The organism is Streptomyces sp. NPDC026417, from assembly GCF_055567695.1.
Map to the genome: position 1 here is coordinate 23,768 of NZ_JBVHPY010000002.1, position 13,252 is coordinate 37,019.

13 protein-coding genes are annotated in these 13,252 nt (G+C 71.8%); 8 read left to right on the forward strand and 5 right to left on the reverse strand.

Annotated features, from left to right (window positions below; genetic code table 11):
• Positions 1-125 precede the first annotated feature (125 nt).
• Positions 126-491: an STAS domain-containing protein gene (locus ACZ4NT_RS02785; RefSeq protein WP_121409062.1), complete on the forward strand. Its 366-nt coding sequence runs from the start codon at positions 126-128 to the stop codon at positions 489-491.
• Between the two features lie 70 nt (positions 492-561).
• Here ACZ4NT_RS02785 and ACZ4NT_RS02790 read toward each other — a convergent pair whose 3' ends face one another.
• On the reverse strand, positions 562-750 hold the full coding sequence (locus ACZ4NT_RS02790; RefSeq protein WP_121409063.1) for a hypothetical protein: 189 nt from the start codon (positions 748-750) through the stop codon (positions 562-564).
• Between the two features lie 479 nt (positions 751-1,229).
• On the opposite strand from ACZ4NT_RS02790, the gene ACZ4NT_RS02795 reads away from it, so the two are divergent.
• Complete coding sequence (locus ACZ4NT_RS02795) at positions 1,230-1,394, forward strand: hypothetical protein (RefSeq protein ID WP_467722931.1); 165 nt, start codon at positions 1,230-1,232, stop codon at positions 1,392-1,394.
• Positions 1,395-1,405: 11 nt separating this feature from the next.
• On the opposite strand, the gene ACZ4NT_RS02800 is transcribed toward ACZ4NT_RS02795, so the two are convergent.
• Both ACZ4NT_RS02800 and ACZ4NT_RS02805 read right to left on the reverse strand, forming a co-directional pair.
• Positions 1,406-3,364: an APC family permease gene (locus ACZ4NT_RS02800; protein ID WP_467723553.1), complete on the reverse strand. Its 1,959-nt coding sequence runs from the start codon at positions 3,362-3,364 to the stop codon at positions 1,406-1,408.
• A gap of 352 nt (positions 3,365-3,716) precedes the next feature.
• Positions 3,717-6,029: a SpoIIE family protein phosphatase gene (locus tag ACZ4NT_RS02805; protein WP_183117237.1), complete on the reverse strand. Its 2,313-nt coding sequence runs from the start codon at positions 6,027-6,029 to the stop codon at positions 3,717-3,719.
• 253 nt (positions 6,030-6,282) lie between these two features.
• Between ACZ4NT_RS02805 and ACZ4NT_RS02810 the strand changes: the two genes are divergently transcribed.
• From ACZ4NT_RS02810 to ACZ4NT_RS02820, 3 genes are all read left to right on the forward strand, one after another.
• On the forward strand, positions 6,283-6,777 hold the full coding sequence (locus ACZ4NT_RS02810) for a peptidylprolyl isomerase (RefSeq protein ID WP_121409066.1): 495 nt from the start codon (positions 6,283-6,285) through the stop codon (positions 6,775-6,777).
• Between the two features lie 412 nt (positions 6,778-7,189).
• Positions 7,190-8,305 (forward strand): AI-2E family transporter, encoded by a 1,116-nt coding sequence (locus tag ACZ4NT_RS02815; RefSeq protein WP_121409067.1) that lies wholly within the window; start codon positions 7,190-7,192, stop codon positions 8,303-8,305.
• A 123-nt stretch (positions 8,306-8,428) separates the two neighbouring features.
• Entirely contained in the window at positions 8,429-8,959 is a 531-nt protein-coding gene (locus tag ACZ4NT_RS02820) for a hypothetical protein (protein WP_467722934.1), read from the forward strand.
• A gap of 35 nt (positions 8,960-8,994) precedes the next feature.
• Here ACZ4NT_RS02820 and ACZ4NT_RS02825 read toward each other — a convergent pair whose 3' ends face one another.
• Positions 8,995-9,687: a class I SAM-dependent methyltransferase gene (locus ACZ4NT_RS02825; RefSeq protein ID WP_467722936.1), complete on the reverse strand. Its 693-nt coding sequence runs from the start codon at positions 9,685-9,687 to the stop codon at positions 8,995-8,997.
• 159 nt (positions 9,688-9,846) lie between these two features.
• On the opposite strand from ACZ4NT_RS02825, the gene ACZ4NT_RS02830 reads away from it, so the two are divergent.
• From ACZ4NT_RS02830 to ACZ4NT_RS02840, 3 genes are all read left to right on the forward strand, one after another.
• Positions 9,847-10,935 carry a hypothetical protein gene (locus tag ACZ4NT_RS02830; protein ID WP_467722938.1) on the forward strand — a complete coding sequence of 363 codons (1,089 nt, stop codon included), beginning with the start codon at positions 9,847-9,849 and terminating at the stop codon, positions 10,933-10,935.
• A gap of 83 nt (positions 10,936-11,018) precedes the next feature.
• Entirely contained in the window at positions 11,019-12,038 is a 1,020-nt protein-coding gene (locus tag ACZ4NT_RS02835) for a phosphotransferase (RefSeq protein ID WP_467722940.1), read from the forward strand.
• A 116-nt stretch (positions 12,039-12,154) separates the two neighbouring features.
• Positions 12,155-12,580 (forward strand): SRPBCC family protein, encoded by a 426-nt coding sequence (locus tag ACZ4NT_RS02840; RefSeq protein ID WP_467722942.1) that lies wholly within the window; start codon positions 12,155-12,157, stop codon positions 12,578-12,580.
• Positions 12,581-12,582: 2 nt separating this feature from the next.
• On the opposite strand, the gene ACZ4NT_RS02845 is transcribed toward ACZ4NT_RS02840, so the two are convergent.
• Entirely contained in the window at positions 12,583-13,251 is a 669-nt protein-coding gene (locus ACZ4NT_RS02845) for a potassium-transporting ATPase subunit C (RefSeq protein ID WP_467722944.1), read from the reverse strand.
• Between the last annotated feature and the right edge of the window lies 1 nt (position 13,252).

The following is a 13,252-nucleotide window of genomic DNA, read 5'->3' on the forward strand; positions in this document are numbered from 1 at the left end:
ACGGCCCATGCATGTCCGGGCTCCCGGTCCGGTCCGCGCGGGTGCATTTCCCCGTGCGGGCGGGGCAGGCTCTCCACGTGTGTCGTCGCTGACGAGACCTACCGGCGAGCGCAGCAGAGGAACCAGTGGCAGACGCTCACGAACCAGCGCGTCCCGAGCCGTTGTCGATCGGCACCGGAGCCGCCGACGAGGTCCGGGTCGTCGTACTGCGCGGCGAGATCGACCACAGCATCCGCGAGCACCTCCGGCGGGCGCTGCTCCCGGGCGGCGTCGTCCCGGCCCCGCGGACCGTGGTCGACCTCAGCGGTGTGACCTTCATGGACTCCACCGGAATCAACGTCCTGATCGCCGCTCATCGGGCCTCGGTGGACGCCGGCGGCTGGCTTCGTCTGGCCGCTCCCCGGGAGCAGGTCCTGCGGGTGATGCGCATCGTCGGGCTCGACGCCGTCATCCCCTGCTATCCCGCTCTCCGTCCGGCACTCGACGTCTGAACGCACCGGGTCCCGTCAGGGGCCGCGCGTCGTCGCCTCCCGAGGTGCGCGGCGGCTCGCGGCCCGCCGGTCAGAAGAGGTGTTCCTGCTCGGCGGGCGCGGTCCGGCGCCGGGCACGAGGGGCCGGAGGACGGGCGGGTGGCTCCTTGCCGAACAGGGGCTCGGTGCCGTACTCGTCCGGTTCGGCCGGTACGGCGGTGGGTCCCGTACCGACGCTGAGCCGCAGCGGAGCGTCCCGGTCGAAGTCTCCCGGCGTCATCGCCGTCCAATCGCGGTCCCGACGCTGTCCGCTCACCGACACTCCTCTGTTCCCACCAACGGTGCACGGGCCGGGTGTCGTCCCGCCCCTCCACACTCCGAGCGCTGGGCGGCCCCCGGGCCATGGTCCGAGGGCCCCACCACTCCACTCTTTCCCGGATACCCTCGCCCGGCACCGCCTTCACACAGCAATGATCAACGCTTCCATGCCGTCGACGGGCTCCGCAACCGGGCAGGCTGCCGACGTACCCGTGACGTCGTCAGCGTCTCGGTGCGAGCGTCGGCGATCAGGACGCTCGGTGGACGCGGGGGCGGGGTCCGGCGCCCCGGAATGGCCAGCGCCGCCACCGCTGTCGCGCGGCGCCGGCCCGGTTCGTCAGCCTGCCCGCCACGGGCGCCACGACCGTCACCGCCGCGGTCCAGGCCGGCAGGTGCAGCCCGGCAGCCGGCGGGGCGTCGCCGCGCCCCGAAGGCATCCGGTTGCTCCCCCTGCGTGCCCATGGACAGCCCGGCTTCGCCGTCCACCGCGACGGCGACGCGGACGCCGTCCAGGTCCGCTCGCTGCGGGGCCCGGCCGTCGCCGCCGGCACGGCGTTCCACGACCCCGCGCTCGTACGGCGGTTCGGGCTGCCCCTCCGCCTCTGAGGGGGCGCGGGTCAGCCGCCCACGTGGATGCCGGGGCGACGGTCCGGGTCGGGCTCGTTGCTGCGGATGATCTCGCGGGTGACGGGAGCGGTGTCGCCGCGGCCGAGCAGGAAGTAACGGACCATGTGGACCAGAGGACTTCCCTCGGCCCAGGAGAAGTAGCAGTGCGGCTGGACGCCCGTGGCGTTGCGCAGGGCGAGCAGGATCGCGGCGATGGCGTTCGGCGCGGCCGGGGCCTCGGCGCGCAGGACCCGGTAGCCGTCGACCTCGACGCCCCGCACGGAGAGGGTCTCGCTGAAGTCGGACGGGTCGACGACGTCGATCTCCAGGAACAGCACGTCGGCGGGGCCGGGCACCGGGTTGGTGCCGCGCTGCTCCCATTCCTTGTGGGCGTATTCGGCGCTGTCGCCTGCCTCTCGGCGGTTGGCGATGATGTTGATCGAGTTGTCGTGGGCGAGGGTGTCCGCGATGAACCGGCGGGCCTCCGCGTCGAACACGATGCGGTCGGCCCGCAGTTCCGTGGTGCGCGAGACCCGGGAGATCAGCGACACGGCGATGATGCCGGCGATGAACATGCCGGAGATGGCGATGCCGTCGGGCTTGTCGACGATGTTGGCCACCAGGGCGTAGAAGAGCACCGCGGTGAGCAGTGCGAAGCCTGTGGCGTGGACCCGTCGGCGGCTGCGGACGACCGAGACCGTGACCGCGAACGCGCCGGAGACCATCATGGCCAGGATGCCGGTCGCGTAGGCACCGGCCTGCGCGTCGACGTCGGCGTCGAACGCGATGGTGATGGCGACGCAGAGCACGGTGTAGACGATCACGACGGGGCGGACGGCGCGGCCCCACTCCGGGGCCATCCCGTAGTCGGGCAGGTACCGGGGCACGATGTTGATCAGGCCGGCCATCGCGGACGCGCCGGCGAACCACAGGATCAGGATGGTGCTGATGTCGTAGGCGGTGCCGAACGCCTCACCCACCTTCTCGTGCGCCAGCCAGGCGAGCGCGCGGCCGTTGGCCCCGCCGCCGGACTCGAACTCCTTGTGCGGGATGAGGACGGTCGTCACGAAACTCGCGGCCAGCAGGTAGACGCTCATGACGAGGGCGGCGGTGGTCAGCAGGCGCCTGGTGTTGCGGATGCGGGACTGCAGTTGCTCCTCGGGGGTGCTGCCCTTCGCGGACACCAGGGGCATCATGCTCACCCCGGTCTCGAATCCGGACAGGCCGAGCACCAGGAGCGGAAAGGCCAGCAGTGCGGGTTCCACAAGCCCGCCGAAGCCGCCTCCCAGGTCGCCGAGCGCGTCGGTCCACGCCGAGAACGCGCCCTTGGTGGTGAAGACGTCCACCAGGCCGACGGCGATGACCACGGCGTTGAGTGCCAGGAAGACACCGACGAGCGGAATGGCCACCTTGACCGCTTCGCTGAACCCGAGGAGGAACACGCCGCCCAGGAGGAGCAGCAGGATCACGGTCAGGCCGACCTCGTGGCCGTGCAGGGCCTCTGGGAAGAACGGGTTCTCCACGACGTGGACGGACGCGTCCGCCGTGGAGAGGGTGATCGTGATGATCCACGAGGTGGCCACGAAGCCGAGCAGGACCAGCACGAACAGCTTGCCCCACCAGAAGGGCAGCAGGTCCTCGAGCATTGCCACGGACCCGGCGCCGTGCGGACTCTCCCGGGCGACACGCCGGTACATCGGCAGCATGCCCACGAGTGTGAGGGCCACGATCAGCAGCGTCGCGAGCGGAGACACGGCGCCGGCGGCGAGCGCGGCGATCGCCGGGACGTAGGCGAGGCTGGAGAAGTAGTCGACACCCGTCAGGCACATGACCTTCCACCAGGACTGCGGGTGGGTGTGTCCCTCGCCGGCCGCGGGTCCCACCGGCTGCACGCGGTGGCGCAGCATCCACTGCGCCAGCCTGCCGCTCGGCTGCGTCCGCGGCGCCGGGCTCTCGACCTCTTCCGGCATCACCGGGTCGTTCGCTGGCTTCATGTCCCCCATCGTTCCTCTCACTTGCCGCCGCCCGGCGCATCGGTTGTCGTCGTGTCGGCACGAGCGGACGATCACCGAGTATGCGACCTGGCGGGCGGCCCTCTCCCACCGGGGCGGCCCATCGCCCCGGTGCACCGGCCGGACCCTTCTTCCCCGGCACGCGGTTTCCACCCGGCCCGTACCCTGCCGGAGCGGCCGCGCTCCACGCCCGTCGGCCGCCGGCGTCACGCGGACAGGCGCCGTCGGCCGCAGCACAGGTCGCGGCCGGCCGACGTTCTCCGCAGCACGGTGCGCGGGCGGGACCGGTCGCGTCACCCGCGCGGGCGGGTCACGACAGCTGCTGGGTCCCGCCCAGGGCGATCTCCGTCCAGACCGTCTTGTCCGTCTCGGAGTACCGCACGCCCCAGCCGTCCGTGACGGTCGCGCAGATGTGCAGCCCGCGCCCGCCCTCGTCGTGTGCCTTCGCGTGGCGCAGGTAGGGGGCGTTCATCGCGGCGTCGCTCACCTCGCAGGTGAGGGAGCCCTCGCCCCTGAGCAACCGGAGGGTGATGGGCGCGGCGCCGTAGCGGATGGCGTTGGTGACGAGTTCGCTGACGACCAGCTGCACGGCGAACGGGTCGACGTCCAGGCCCCACTCCTCCAGCCTCCGTTCCACGTCCCGACGGGTCTCCGACACCGCCTCGGGTTCGGCCGGGACGCTCCACTCGGCCATCTCCTCCTTCGGGAGGCGGCGCGTCCGCGCCACGAGGAGCACCGCGTCGTGAGCGATGAGGTGCCGCACCTCGTCGGCCATGTGCCAGGGGCTGCGCTCGGGGTGGGCCAGTGCCTCCACCAGTCGTTCGGTGGGCATTCCGGCCGGTGCGGAGACAGGCTGGGAGGCCAGGCACAGGCTGCTGCCCTCGGGAAGCACCTCCGAGGCGCACGGGAACGGAGGCCCGTCGGCACCGAGGAGGGGGCCCGGCGGGAGCGGAGCGGGATCGACCGATCCGTCCGGGCGGACGACGCAGAACAGGGACGACCCCGCACGGGCGACGTCGAGCCGTCCCGTGACCGGATCGTGGACGGCGAACAGGCAGCCGGCGGTCGGCGCGCCCGCACCCGCCGGATCGCCCTGCTCCTCGGCCAGCCGGAGCGTGGTGGCATGCAGCCTCGCGAGCAGTTCGTGCGGTTCGAGATCGAGGGTGGCCAGGCTGTGCACGGCGGTCCGGAGCTGGCTCATCGTCGCCACGGCACTGATGCCGGGCTGCTTCACCTGTCCCACCACCAGGGCGACGCGGGCTCCGGACAGCGGGATCACGTCGGACCACGCTCCGGCGCCACCGGCGCCCTCCCCTCCCCCGGCCACCTCGACGGCCCGCTGGGTCGCCGCCTCCTGCCGCCGCGGCCCTCCTTGCAGCGCCGTCATGACGACGTGTTCGCGGGTGAAGCGCAGCGCGTTCTCCAGGCAGGTGGCCGTCCGGGAGGCGATGCCGTCGGCGAGGGCGAGGTCGTCCGGGTCGAACGGATCGCCGGTGGGCCGGTGGAAGGCGACCACGCCGAAGATCCTGCCGCGCGCGGCGAGCGGAGCGACCAGGGCCCGGTGCCCGGTCGGCCCGCCGCTGCTCGACGCCGGGTGCCCGGTCGGCTCGCCGGTCCTCGACGCCGGGTGCCCGGCCGTATCGCCGGTGCTCGTCCCCGCCGTCGTGGGCACCAGAGGCAGCAGGGCCGCCTCGGTGGGGAGCACCGCGCCGAAGAGGCCGGGGAGCAGGATGGCCCCGGGCTCCGGCGGCTGCCAGTGGACGCCCGCGCCCGCGACGGCCGCACAGCGCAGCAGCGGAGATACCTCGCTCGGCAGCATCTCGGGGGCTTTACCCTGCAGTACGGAGTCGGTGAGGGCCACCAGCACCCCGCCGGCGAATTCGGGCACGGTCGTGTCGACCAGTTCCTGCGCGGTGTGCAGCACGTCCAGGCTGCGGCCGATCTTCTCGTGGGCGGTGTGCAGGAGGCGCAGGCGTGCCCGGGCCCGCTCGCGTTCGGTGACGTCCACCGCGGTCGCCACCACCCCCAGGGGGCGGCCCGTGCCGTCCTGGAGCCGGAACGCCGAGGTGGAGAAGACGTGCTCCCGGCCCGGGTCGGCACGCGGGTGCGCGCGCACGAGCACGTCGCGTCGCGGGCGCCCTGTCTCCAGGACATCGCGGAGGAAGCCGTCGACGGCGTCGTCACTCAGCGCCGCGTACGCCTCGCTCGCCGTGAGCCCGATGATCTGTTCCTCCGGCATGCCCTGCATGCCGATGGCCACGGTGTTCACGCGGACGACCCGCAGGTCCGTGTCGAGGACGTGCAGGCCCACCGCCGACTGCGTGAAGACGGCGTCGAGCACGGCGTCGTCCAGCCCGACCGGCTCCGCCGCCCCCACGGGCCACACCCCCCACTCCGGGGCGCCGGAGCCTCCGGGAACCCGCCCGAGGTACCAGCCGACGTCGGAGGGGGCCGCATGTGCCAGCAGGTCGGTCACCTTCGAGAGGGCCGCGTGCTCCGCGGCCGCCGGGGGTTCGGCGGACAGCACGTCCAGGGCGGCCGTGCCCACCATGTCCGCCGCCGACCTGCCGAACAGGGCCCGGGCCCAGTCGCTCCAGCGCAGCACCCGCCCTTGCTCGTCCATGACGAACAGAGGTGCTGGTGGTCGCGGCATGGGGCACCCGCCTGCGCTCGCGGTACAAGGACAGTCCTTTTCGACTCTCGCACCTCCTTCCGCAGCCCGCCAGCGGCGCACTCCCGCCCCTTGTGTCCGGCCTGCCCCCCGGCCCCCAGGGGCACCGCGTCCGGTCCGTGATCCCCCGGAAAAGAGTGAGAGGAGCGTGACAGCTGCCGGGAATCGGTCGGTTCCACGCCCCGATGGTGTGATCATGGTGGGTATGACCACTGAGAACGTGTACTTCGACATCGAGATCGGCAACGAGCCGGCCGGGCGCATCGTGTTCAAGCTGTACGACGACGTCGTACCCGAGACCGCCCGCAACTTCAGGGAGCTGGCCACCGGCGCGCACGGCTTCGGCTACGAGGGATCGCAGTTCCACCGCATCATTCCGCAGTTCATGCTCCAGGGAGGTGACTTCACCCGGGGTGACGGGACCGGCGGCAAGAGCATCTACGGCAAGACGTTCAACGACGAGAACTTCAAGCTCAAGCACACCAAGCCGGGCCTGCTGAGCATGGCCAACGCGGGCCGGAACACCAACGGCTCGCAGTTCTTCATCACCACGATCGTCACGGACTGGCTCGACGGCAAGCACGTCGTGTTCGGCGAGGTCGTCGAGGGCTTCGACCTCGTCAAGAAGATCGAGAGCCACGGCTCCTCCAGCGGCACCCCCAACACGACCATCAAGATCGCCAAGTCCGGGACGGTCTGAGTCCCCGACCGGTCCTTCGCCTCGTCGGCGGACCGCGCGGACTCGATCTCCGAGTGCCGGACCTCCGGGTCCGAGCCTCCGGACTCGCGTACGACGCCCCCTGTCGGTCCTCCGCGGCCGACGGGGGGCGCGCTGCTTTCGGGGCTGCGTTCCTGTCGGCGACGCGCGCTGCAGTGGCGCCTTCGACGCATGACCGGCACCGGACCGACGCATGATGTCGCGGCGGCCCGGGGGTGCCGCGTGCGGCACCCCCGACGCCGAGGCGGTGCACCCGTCTGTCGCGGCAGGTCGCCCAAGGCTGCCGCTGCGCTCGCGCCGCACTCGGCCGACGGCGGGTCGGCCCGCAGGGGCGGGAGAGGCCGCTGGGGACGCATCGGCGGCGGCAGACGGAGGTACCCATAAGGTGACCCCCATGTCTGCCACATTGAGTTCCACGAAGACACGGGCCGCACTCCGCACATCGGCGCGTGTCTCGGTCGAGTTGCTGCTGGTTCTGGTGATGGCCGCGACGGTCCTCTGGGTGCTCGGGCGCATGTGGTCAGTCGTCTGGCCACTCATAGTCGGCCTCTTCATCACGACCCTGACCTGGCCGCTGACGCGATACCTGCGCAACCGCGGCTGGCCGCCGGCCCTGGCCGCGTCAGTCGTGACCGTGCTGTTCCTCCTGGTCGCGGCGGGTACCGTGGCGCTGATCGCGGTGCCGGTGGCGTCCCAGTCCGGCGAGCTGACCGACGGGGTCGTCGACGGCATCCAGAAGCTGCGCGAGTGGGCCGCAGGTCCACCGCTGAACATCGGCGAGGACCAGATCACCGGGGCTTCCGACGCAGCGGTCGAGCGCATCCGCAACAGCGCGGGCAGCATGGTCACCGCCGTCTTCACCGGCGTCAGCACCGTGGTGAACGGCGTCGTCACGGCCGTCCTGGCACTCTTCCTGATGTTCTTCTTCCTCAAGGACGGCCCGCGGTTCCTGCCCTGGCTCACCCGTCAGTTGCCCGGCCGCCTCGCCACCGACATCCCGACCGTGGCCGCCCGTGGATGGGACACTCTCGGAGCGTTCGTACGCTCCCAGGCGCTCGTCGGCCTGCTCGACGCGGTGTTCATCGGCATAGGTCTGTGGGTGCTGGGTGTCCCGCTGGTCCTTCCGCTGGCGGTGCTCACCTTCGTGTCCGCGTTCGTACCGATCGTGGGCGCGCTGTTCGCCGGTTTCGTGGCGGTCCTCATCGCCCTGGTGTCGAACGGCCTGACCGACGCACTGATCGTGCTGGCGATCATCGTCGTGGTGCAGCAGCTCGAAGGCAATGTGTTCCAACCCATCATCCAGAGCCGCGGGTTGGGCCTGCATGCGGCTGTGGTCCTGCTGGCGGTCACCCTGGGTGGCAGCCTGGCCGGCATCGTCGGCAGCCTGCTCGCGGTGCCGGTCGCCGCCCTGATCGCCGTGGTGTGGAACTACGTGCGCGAGCAACTCACCGACCCGTCGCGGGAGTCGGACGCCGACGGCTCGCCGGAGGGTGCCGCCGTACCGTCGTAGCGGCCCCCGGCGGCCTACCGGGGGGCGCATCCGGCAGGGCCCGCGGCTCACTGTCACCAAGGTCACGCGGATTGAGCGCGGGGCGGTTTTGAACACGTTCAAGTCAAGGCGTACTGTCCTGTCATGAGCGACAGAGCCGCCCTGCTCAAGGGCATCCGCGCATGGTTGGTCGTCTTCGTCGTCTGCCTGGTGCTGAGCGGTGCCACGGCCTTCCCCCTCGTGCACGAACTGCGCTGGACGGAGGACCTGTTGCGGGCGCTTTCCGTTCCCCGACACCTTCCCGGCCTGATGGACTGGATCACCCGGGTACGCGAGGGGCTCGACGCCACCGACGCCCGGTACCCCTTCATCCTGTACGGCACCGACTGGCTGGCCTTCGCCCACCTCGTCATCGCGGTCGCCTTCTACGGCCCCTACCGCGACCCGGTGCGCAACATATGGGTCGTCGAGTTCGGCATGATCGCCTGCGCCGGGATCGTCCCCCTCGCCCTGATCTGCGGCCCCATCCGCGGAATCCCCTTCTGGTGGACGCTCATCGACATGTCGTTCGGGGTCTTCGGAGTGATTCCGCTGTACGCCGTGCGCAGGAGGATCAAGCGGCTGGAGGCGCTCGCTCCGTGGCAGCCCGGGGTGCCGGCCGCCGTCGAGGGATGACACCCCGACGCGGCCGTACGGCCTGCTCCGCTCGCTCAGGCGGGCGAAGCCCCGTCGGGGCGCCGGCAGTGCAGGAAGAGGTGCGGTTCGGGGGTGGCGTCGGGGTGGGCGGGGGTGAACACCAGGCTCTCCTCCGTCAGCACTTCGAGGCCCGCCTCCTTCACCATCGCGGTGAAGGCCGGGGGCGCGTAGCTGGTCACCCGTACGGCCTGCCCCATGAAGACCGCTTCGACGTCCTCCACGTCCACGGGCACGGTCGCGAGGACGATGTCGCCGCCCGGCCGCAGAGCCCGCGCCAGCTGCCGGACGAGGGCGGACTGCTCCGGACGGGGCATCTGCAGCATCGAGAAGTACACACAGACCGCATCGAACGATGCGTCCGCGAGGGGGACTTCGCGGATGTCGGCACACTCGAAGACGGCCCCCGGCACCTGGCGCGCGGCGAGTTCCACCATCACCGGTGAGACGTCGACGCCCAGCACGTCGTGGCCGGCCGCCGCGAGGGTCAGGGCGGTCGGCCGTCCCGTGCCGCACCCCACGTCCAGTACACGACTGCCGGGGCGGAGCCGGGCGAGCAGGCGCTCCAACGACAGCCGGTGGGGCTGCGACCCGGCGAACGCCTTCTCGTAGTCCGCCCCCAGCGCGTCGAACACCGCGGCCGCCCGCGATTCCCGCTGCTCGTCGCTCACGATCGGCCCTCCGGTTCGCGATGTGCTGGTGCCGGGCATCCTCGCACCCGGGCCCGGCGGCCCACAACGGATCTCCCGAACCGCACCCCGAACGCGGGGACGCCGACCGGGACCGCCTCCGCCGCGAGGACACCTCTGCGTACGCTTCCCGGGTCGAGTCGCGTACGGATGAAGAGCAGCGGGGAGTATCGGGTGCGGATGCGGGTGCGCAGGGGGATGGCCGGGGTCGCGGCAGCAGGAGCGCTCGCGGCCGGGCCGGCGGCGTGCGGCGGGCACGCGGCGGACACCGACGACGCGGGCAAGGCGACCGGGAAGGCCGCCACCGCCCGGGCGTTGACGGTCGAGTCGACGCCCCGGAAGGCCACCTGGACCCAGCGGGGCCAGGCACACCAGCTGAGGGTCGCGCCGACGCGGCTCGCCCGAGGCTCCGCGGCCGATCTGGCGCACGTCCGGCTGGACGACGAGGTCGAGGGCATGGTCCCGTACTACCTGACGGTGAGTTACACCAACAGGGGTTCGGCGGTTCTGAGGCGGCCGACGCCGGAGGTGAACTTCACGCTCACCCTCTCGGACGGGGTGCGCGGCAGGGCGATCTCCCTGTGGAACTCCAACCCCCTTGCCCCACCGAGCGGTCCCCGGCTGCCCGAAGGCTGCGACCGGGGCGGGCCCGCCGCTCTCGAACCGGGCGCCACGGCGAAGGTCTGCCGGCTCGTGATGCTCGCCGAGGGACACGAGCCGGCCACGGTCGCCTACGCGGACGAGTCCGGCGGCACCCTGCTGTGGAAGGTCGGCGACGGCAGGGGTGACGACGACGGAGGCGCCCTGCTGCCCGCCGGCGAGGCGGCGGGCTCGTCCTGGAAGGGCATCGGCGACACGACCGACGTGCCGCTGCGGGTCACTCCGAAGAGCGTGCGCGCCGGCAGCATCGAGGACCTCGACGCGTACGACCTCGGCGCCGAGCAGAAGAAGCTCGTGCCGTACTACGTGACGCTGGAATACCGGAACGACGGCCGTGCGAAGCTCCTCCCCGTCATGGACGAGGGAGTGGGCGTGCGCAGCGCGGGCGGCACCGAGGCACGGCCGCTCACGCTCGTCGACCTCTCCGCCTCGGCGAGGGGCGAGGGCATCGAGCAGTGCCGCGGAAGCGTCCCCAACACGCGCCTCGAACCGAAGGCGACGCTGGCCCTGTGCACGGTTCACCTGCTCCCGAAGGGCGACCGTCCGGCGATGGTCTCGTTCGAAGGAGAGGGCAAGGGGGCGAAGTCCCTCATGTGGCGCGCCGACTGACGCCGTCCTGTCTGCATCGCAGCCCGTGGGAGGGGGACCGAAATCGGGTGGCGGTCCTTCCTGCCTGCTGCTGGGATGGCGCGATGCGCATCGGGGCATCGGCGGTCGTGGACCGCGGGCAGTACCAGGACGCGGTGACCCCCTGGGAGCGGGGGGACTGGCGCGGCGCGGCCCTGGACTGGGTGGCCGGTGAACTGGCGGCACGCGGTCTGGGTACCGACGGTCACGCGCGCGTGCGACTGCGGCCGTGGTCCGTTCTGATGCGCGTCCCCGTCGCCGGACGGCGCGCCGTCTGGTTCAAGGCCAATCCGCCGGAGACCGCCTTCGAGGGGGCGCTGACGGCGGCGTTGGCCCGCTGGATGCCGGAGCACGTGCTGGAGCCACTCGCCGTCGACGCGGAGCGGGGCTGGTCGCTGCTGCCCGACGGCGGTGAGCTGTTCCGCGACCTGGTCGCCCGGGAGGCGGTCGGTCCGCGCGCCTGGGAGGAGTTCCTGCTCCAGTACGCGGCCCTGCAGCGCGCGCTCGTCGGTCGCACGCAGGAGATCCTTCGGCTGGGTGTGCCCAATGCGCGCACCCCTGCCCTGCCCGAAGTCCTCGACCGGCTCGTGGCGACGAATGCGGCGCTGCGTCCGGACGAGCGGACGAGACTGCGGAGATTCCGTCCGCGGGTCGAGGAGTGGTGTGCGGAGCTCGCGGCGGTCGGGATCGCCGACTCCCTCGACCACTCCGACCTGCACGACGGGCAGCTGTTCCGGCCGGCGCCGGGGCGGTACGTGTTCTTCGACTGGGGCGATGCCGCCGTCTCCCATCCCTTCTGCAGCCTTCCGGTCGCCGCCCGGAGTGCCTGCGAGCGGTACGGCCCGGGGGTGCTGCCGCGGCTGCGGGACGCCTACCTGGAGCCCTGGACGGGCGAGGGCCGAACGACTGCGGACCTGCGGCGGGCCGTGAGCCTGGCATGGCGGCTGGCCGCTCTCGGCCGTGCCGGATCCTGGGTCCGGCTGTTCCCCGCGGCGGGGGCCGTCGCCGCGGGCGCGGCCGACACCGACGGCGCCGCGGAAAGCGCACACTGGCTGCTCGAACTGTTCAGCGACCCACCGCTGTAGGTGCCGCGGGCGTCCCGGCGGGGACGGGTGCGTCGTGTGACGGCCCCGCGTGCGGGTAGCAGGGCCCTACAGATCCGTCGGGCCGAAGTCCCGGCCGCCCGAGAAAGAGGTGCCGCATGTCCGCCTCCCTGGTGGAAACCGTCGACATCGAAGCCCCCGTGGCCGTCACCTGGGCGCTCTGGAGTGACGTGACCAGGTGGCCGTCCTTCCTCAGCCACGTACGTCTGGTGGAGCCGCTGGACGAACGGCGGTTCGCCTGGCAGCTCTCGCTGCCGGGCGCCGACAAGAACTTCGTCGCCGAACTCACCGAGGTGATCCCCGAGGACCGGATCGCCTGGCGGACCACGGAGGGCGTCCACCACGCCGGGGTCGTCACCTTCCACCGTCTCGGCGACACGTCGAGCCGGGTCACCCTGCAGATCGAGTACGACCCCAAGGGCTTCGTGGAGCACATCGGCGCCCTCACCAACCTGGACTCGACACTCGCGAACTACGACCTCGGCGAGTTCCAGAAGCTCGCCGAGACGGCGGCGGCGAGCTGACCTCACCTCTGTGCCGTCAGCGACTTCAGCGCGATGTTGAGTTCGAGGACGTTGACGCGCGGCTCTCCCAGGAACCCCAGGGTGCGGCCCTCGGTGTGCTCGTCGACGAGGTGCCGCACCCTGCCGACCGGGAGGCCGTTGCGCTCGGCGACCCGGTGCACCTGGAGGTCGGCGTACGCGGGAGAGATGTCCGGGTCCAGGCCCGAGCCGGAGGACGTCACCGCGTCCGCGGGCACGTCGGAGGGATCGACCGTGTAGCCGTTCACCGAGTTGTCCTCGACGACCGCCCGCTTGGCGGCCGTGACCCAGTCGACGAGTTCCTTGTTGTCACCGGCCCTGTTGGTGGCTCCGGACAGGATCAGCCGGTACTGCGTGTTCACGCTGTTGGTGCCGAGCCCGTTCCGGGGACGGCCCTGGAACCATCTCAGGTCGGGTTCGGGTGTCTCCTGCCCCTTCTTGAGCGGCAGGTCGTAGGACTGGCCGATCAGTGCGGAGCCGACCACCTTGCCGTCCGCCTTGATCTCCGAGCCGTTCGCCCGGCCGGGGAACAGTCCCTGGCCGACGGCCGTGAGGGCGAGCGGGTAGAGGACTCCCGTCACGACCGTGAGGACCAGGAGGGCACGCAGGCCGGCCCAGAGCAACCGGGCGGAACGGGTTACCGAGTTGTTCATG

Coding starts and splice junctions, on each gene's coding strand:
- ACZ4NT_RS02790 (WP_121409063.1), bottom strand. CDS start 750: ATGACGCCGGGAGACTTCGACCGGGACGCTCCGCTGCGGCTCAGCGTC.
- ACZ4NT_RS02800 (WP_467723553.1), bottom strand. CDS start 3,364: ATGCCGGAAGAGGTCGAGAGCCCGGCGCCGCGGACGCAGCCGAGCGGC.
- ACZ4NT_RS02805 (WP_183117237.1), bottom strand. CDS start 6,029: ATGGACGAGCAAGGGCGGGTGCTGCGCTGGAGCGACTGGGCCCGGGCC.
- ACZ4NT_RS02810 (WP_121409066.1), top strand. CDS start 6,283: ATGACCACTGAGAACGTGTACTTCGACATCGAGATCGGCAACGAGCCG.
- ACZ4NT_RS02815 (WP_121409067.1), top strand. CDS start 7,190: ATGTCTGCCACATTGAGTTCCACGAAGACACGGGCCGCACTCCGCACA.
- ACZ4NT_RS02820 (WP_467722934.1), top strand. CDS start 8,429: ATGAGCGACAGAGCCGCCCTGCTCAAGGGCATCCGCGCATGGTTGGTC.
- ACZ4NT_RS02825 (WP_467722936.1), bottom strand. CDS start 9,687: ATGCCCGGCACCAGCACATCGCGAACCGGAGGGCCGATCGTGAGCGAC.
- ACZ4NT_RS02830 (WP_467722938.1), top strand. CDS start 9,847: ATGCGGGTGCGCAGGGGGATGGCCGGGGTCGCGGCAGCAGGAGCGCTC.
- ACZ4NT_RS02835 (WP_467722940.1), top strand. CDS start 11,019: ATGCGCATCGGGGCATCGGCGGTCGTGGACCGCGGGCAGTACCAGGAC.
- ACZ4NT_RS02840 (WP_467722942.1), top strand. CDS start 12,155: ATGTCCGCCTCCCTGGTGGAAACCGTCGACATCGAAGCCCCCGTGGCC.
- ACZ4NT_RS02845 (WP_467722944.1), bottom strand. CDS start 13,251: ATGAACAACTCGGTAACCCGTTCCGCCCGGTTGCTCTGGGCCGGCCTG.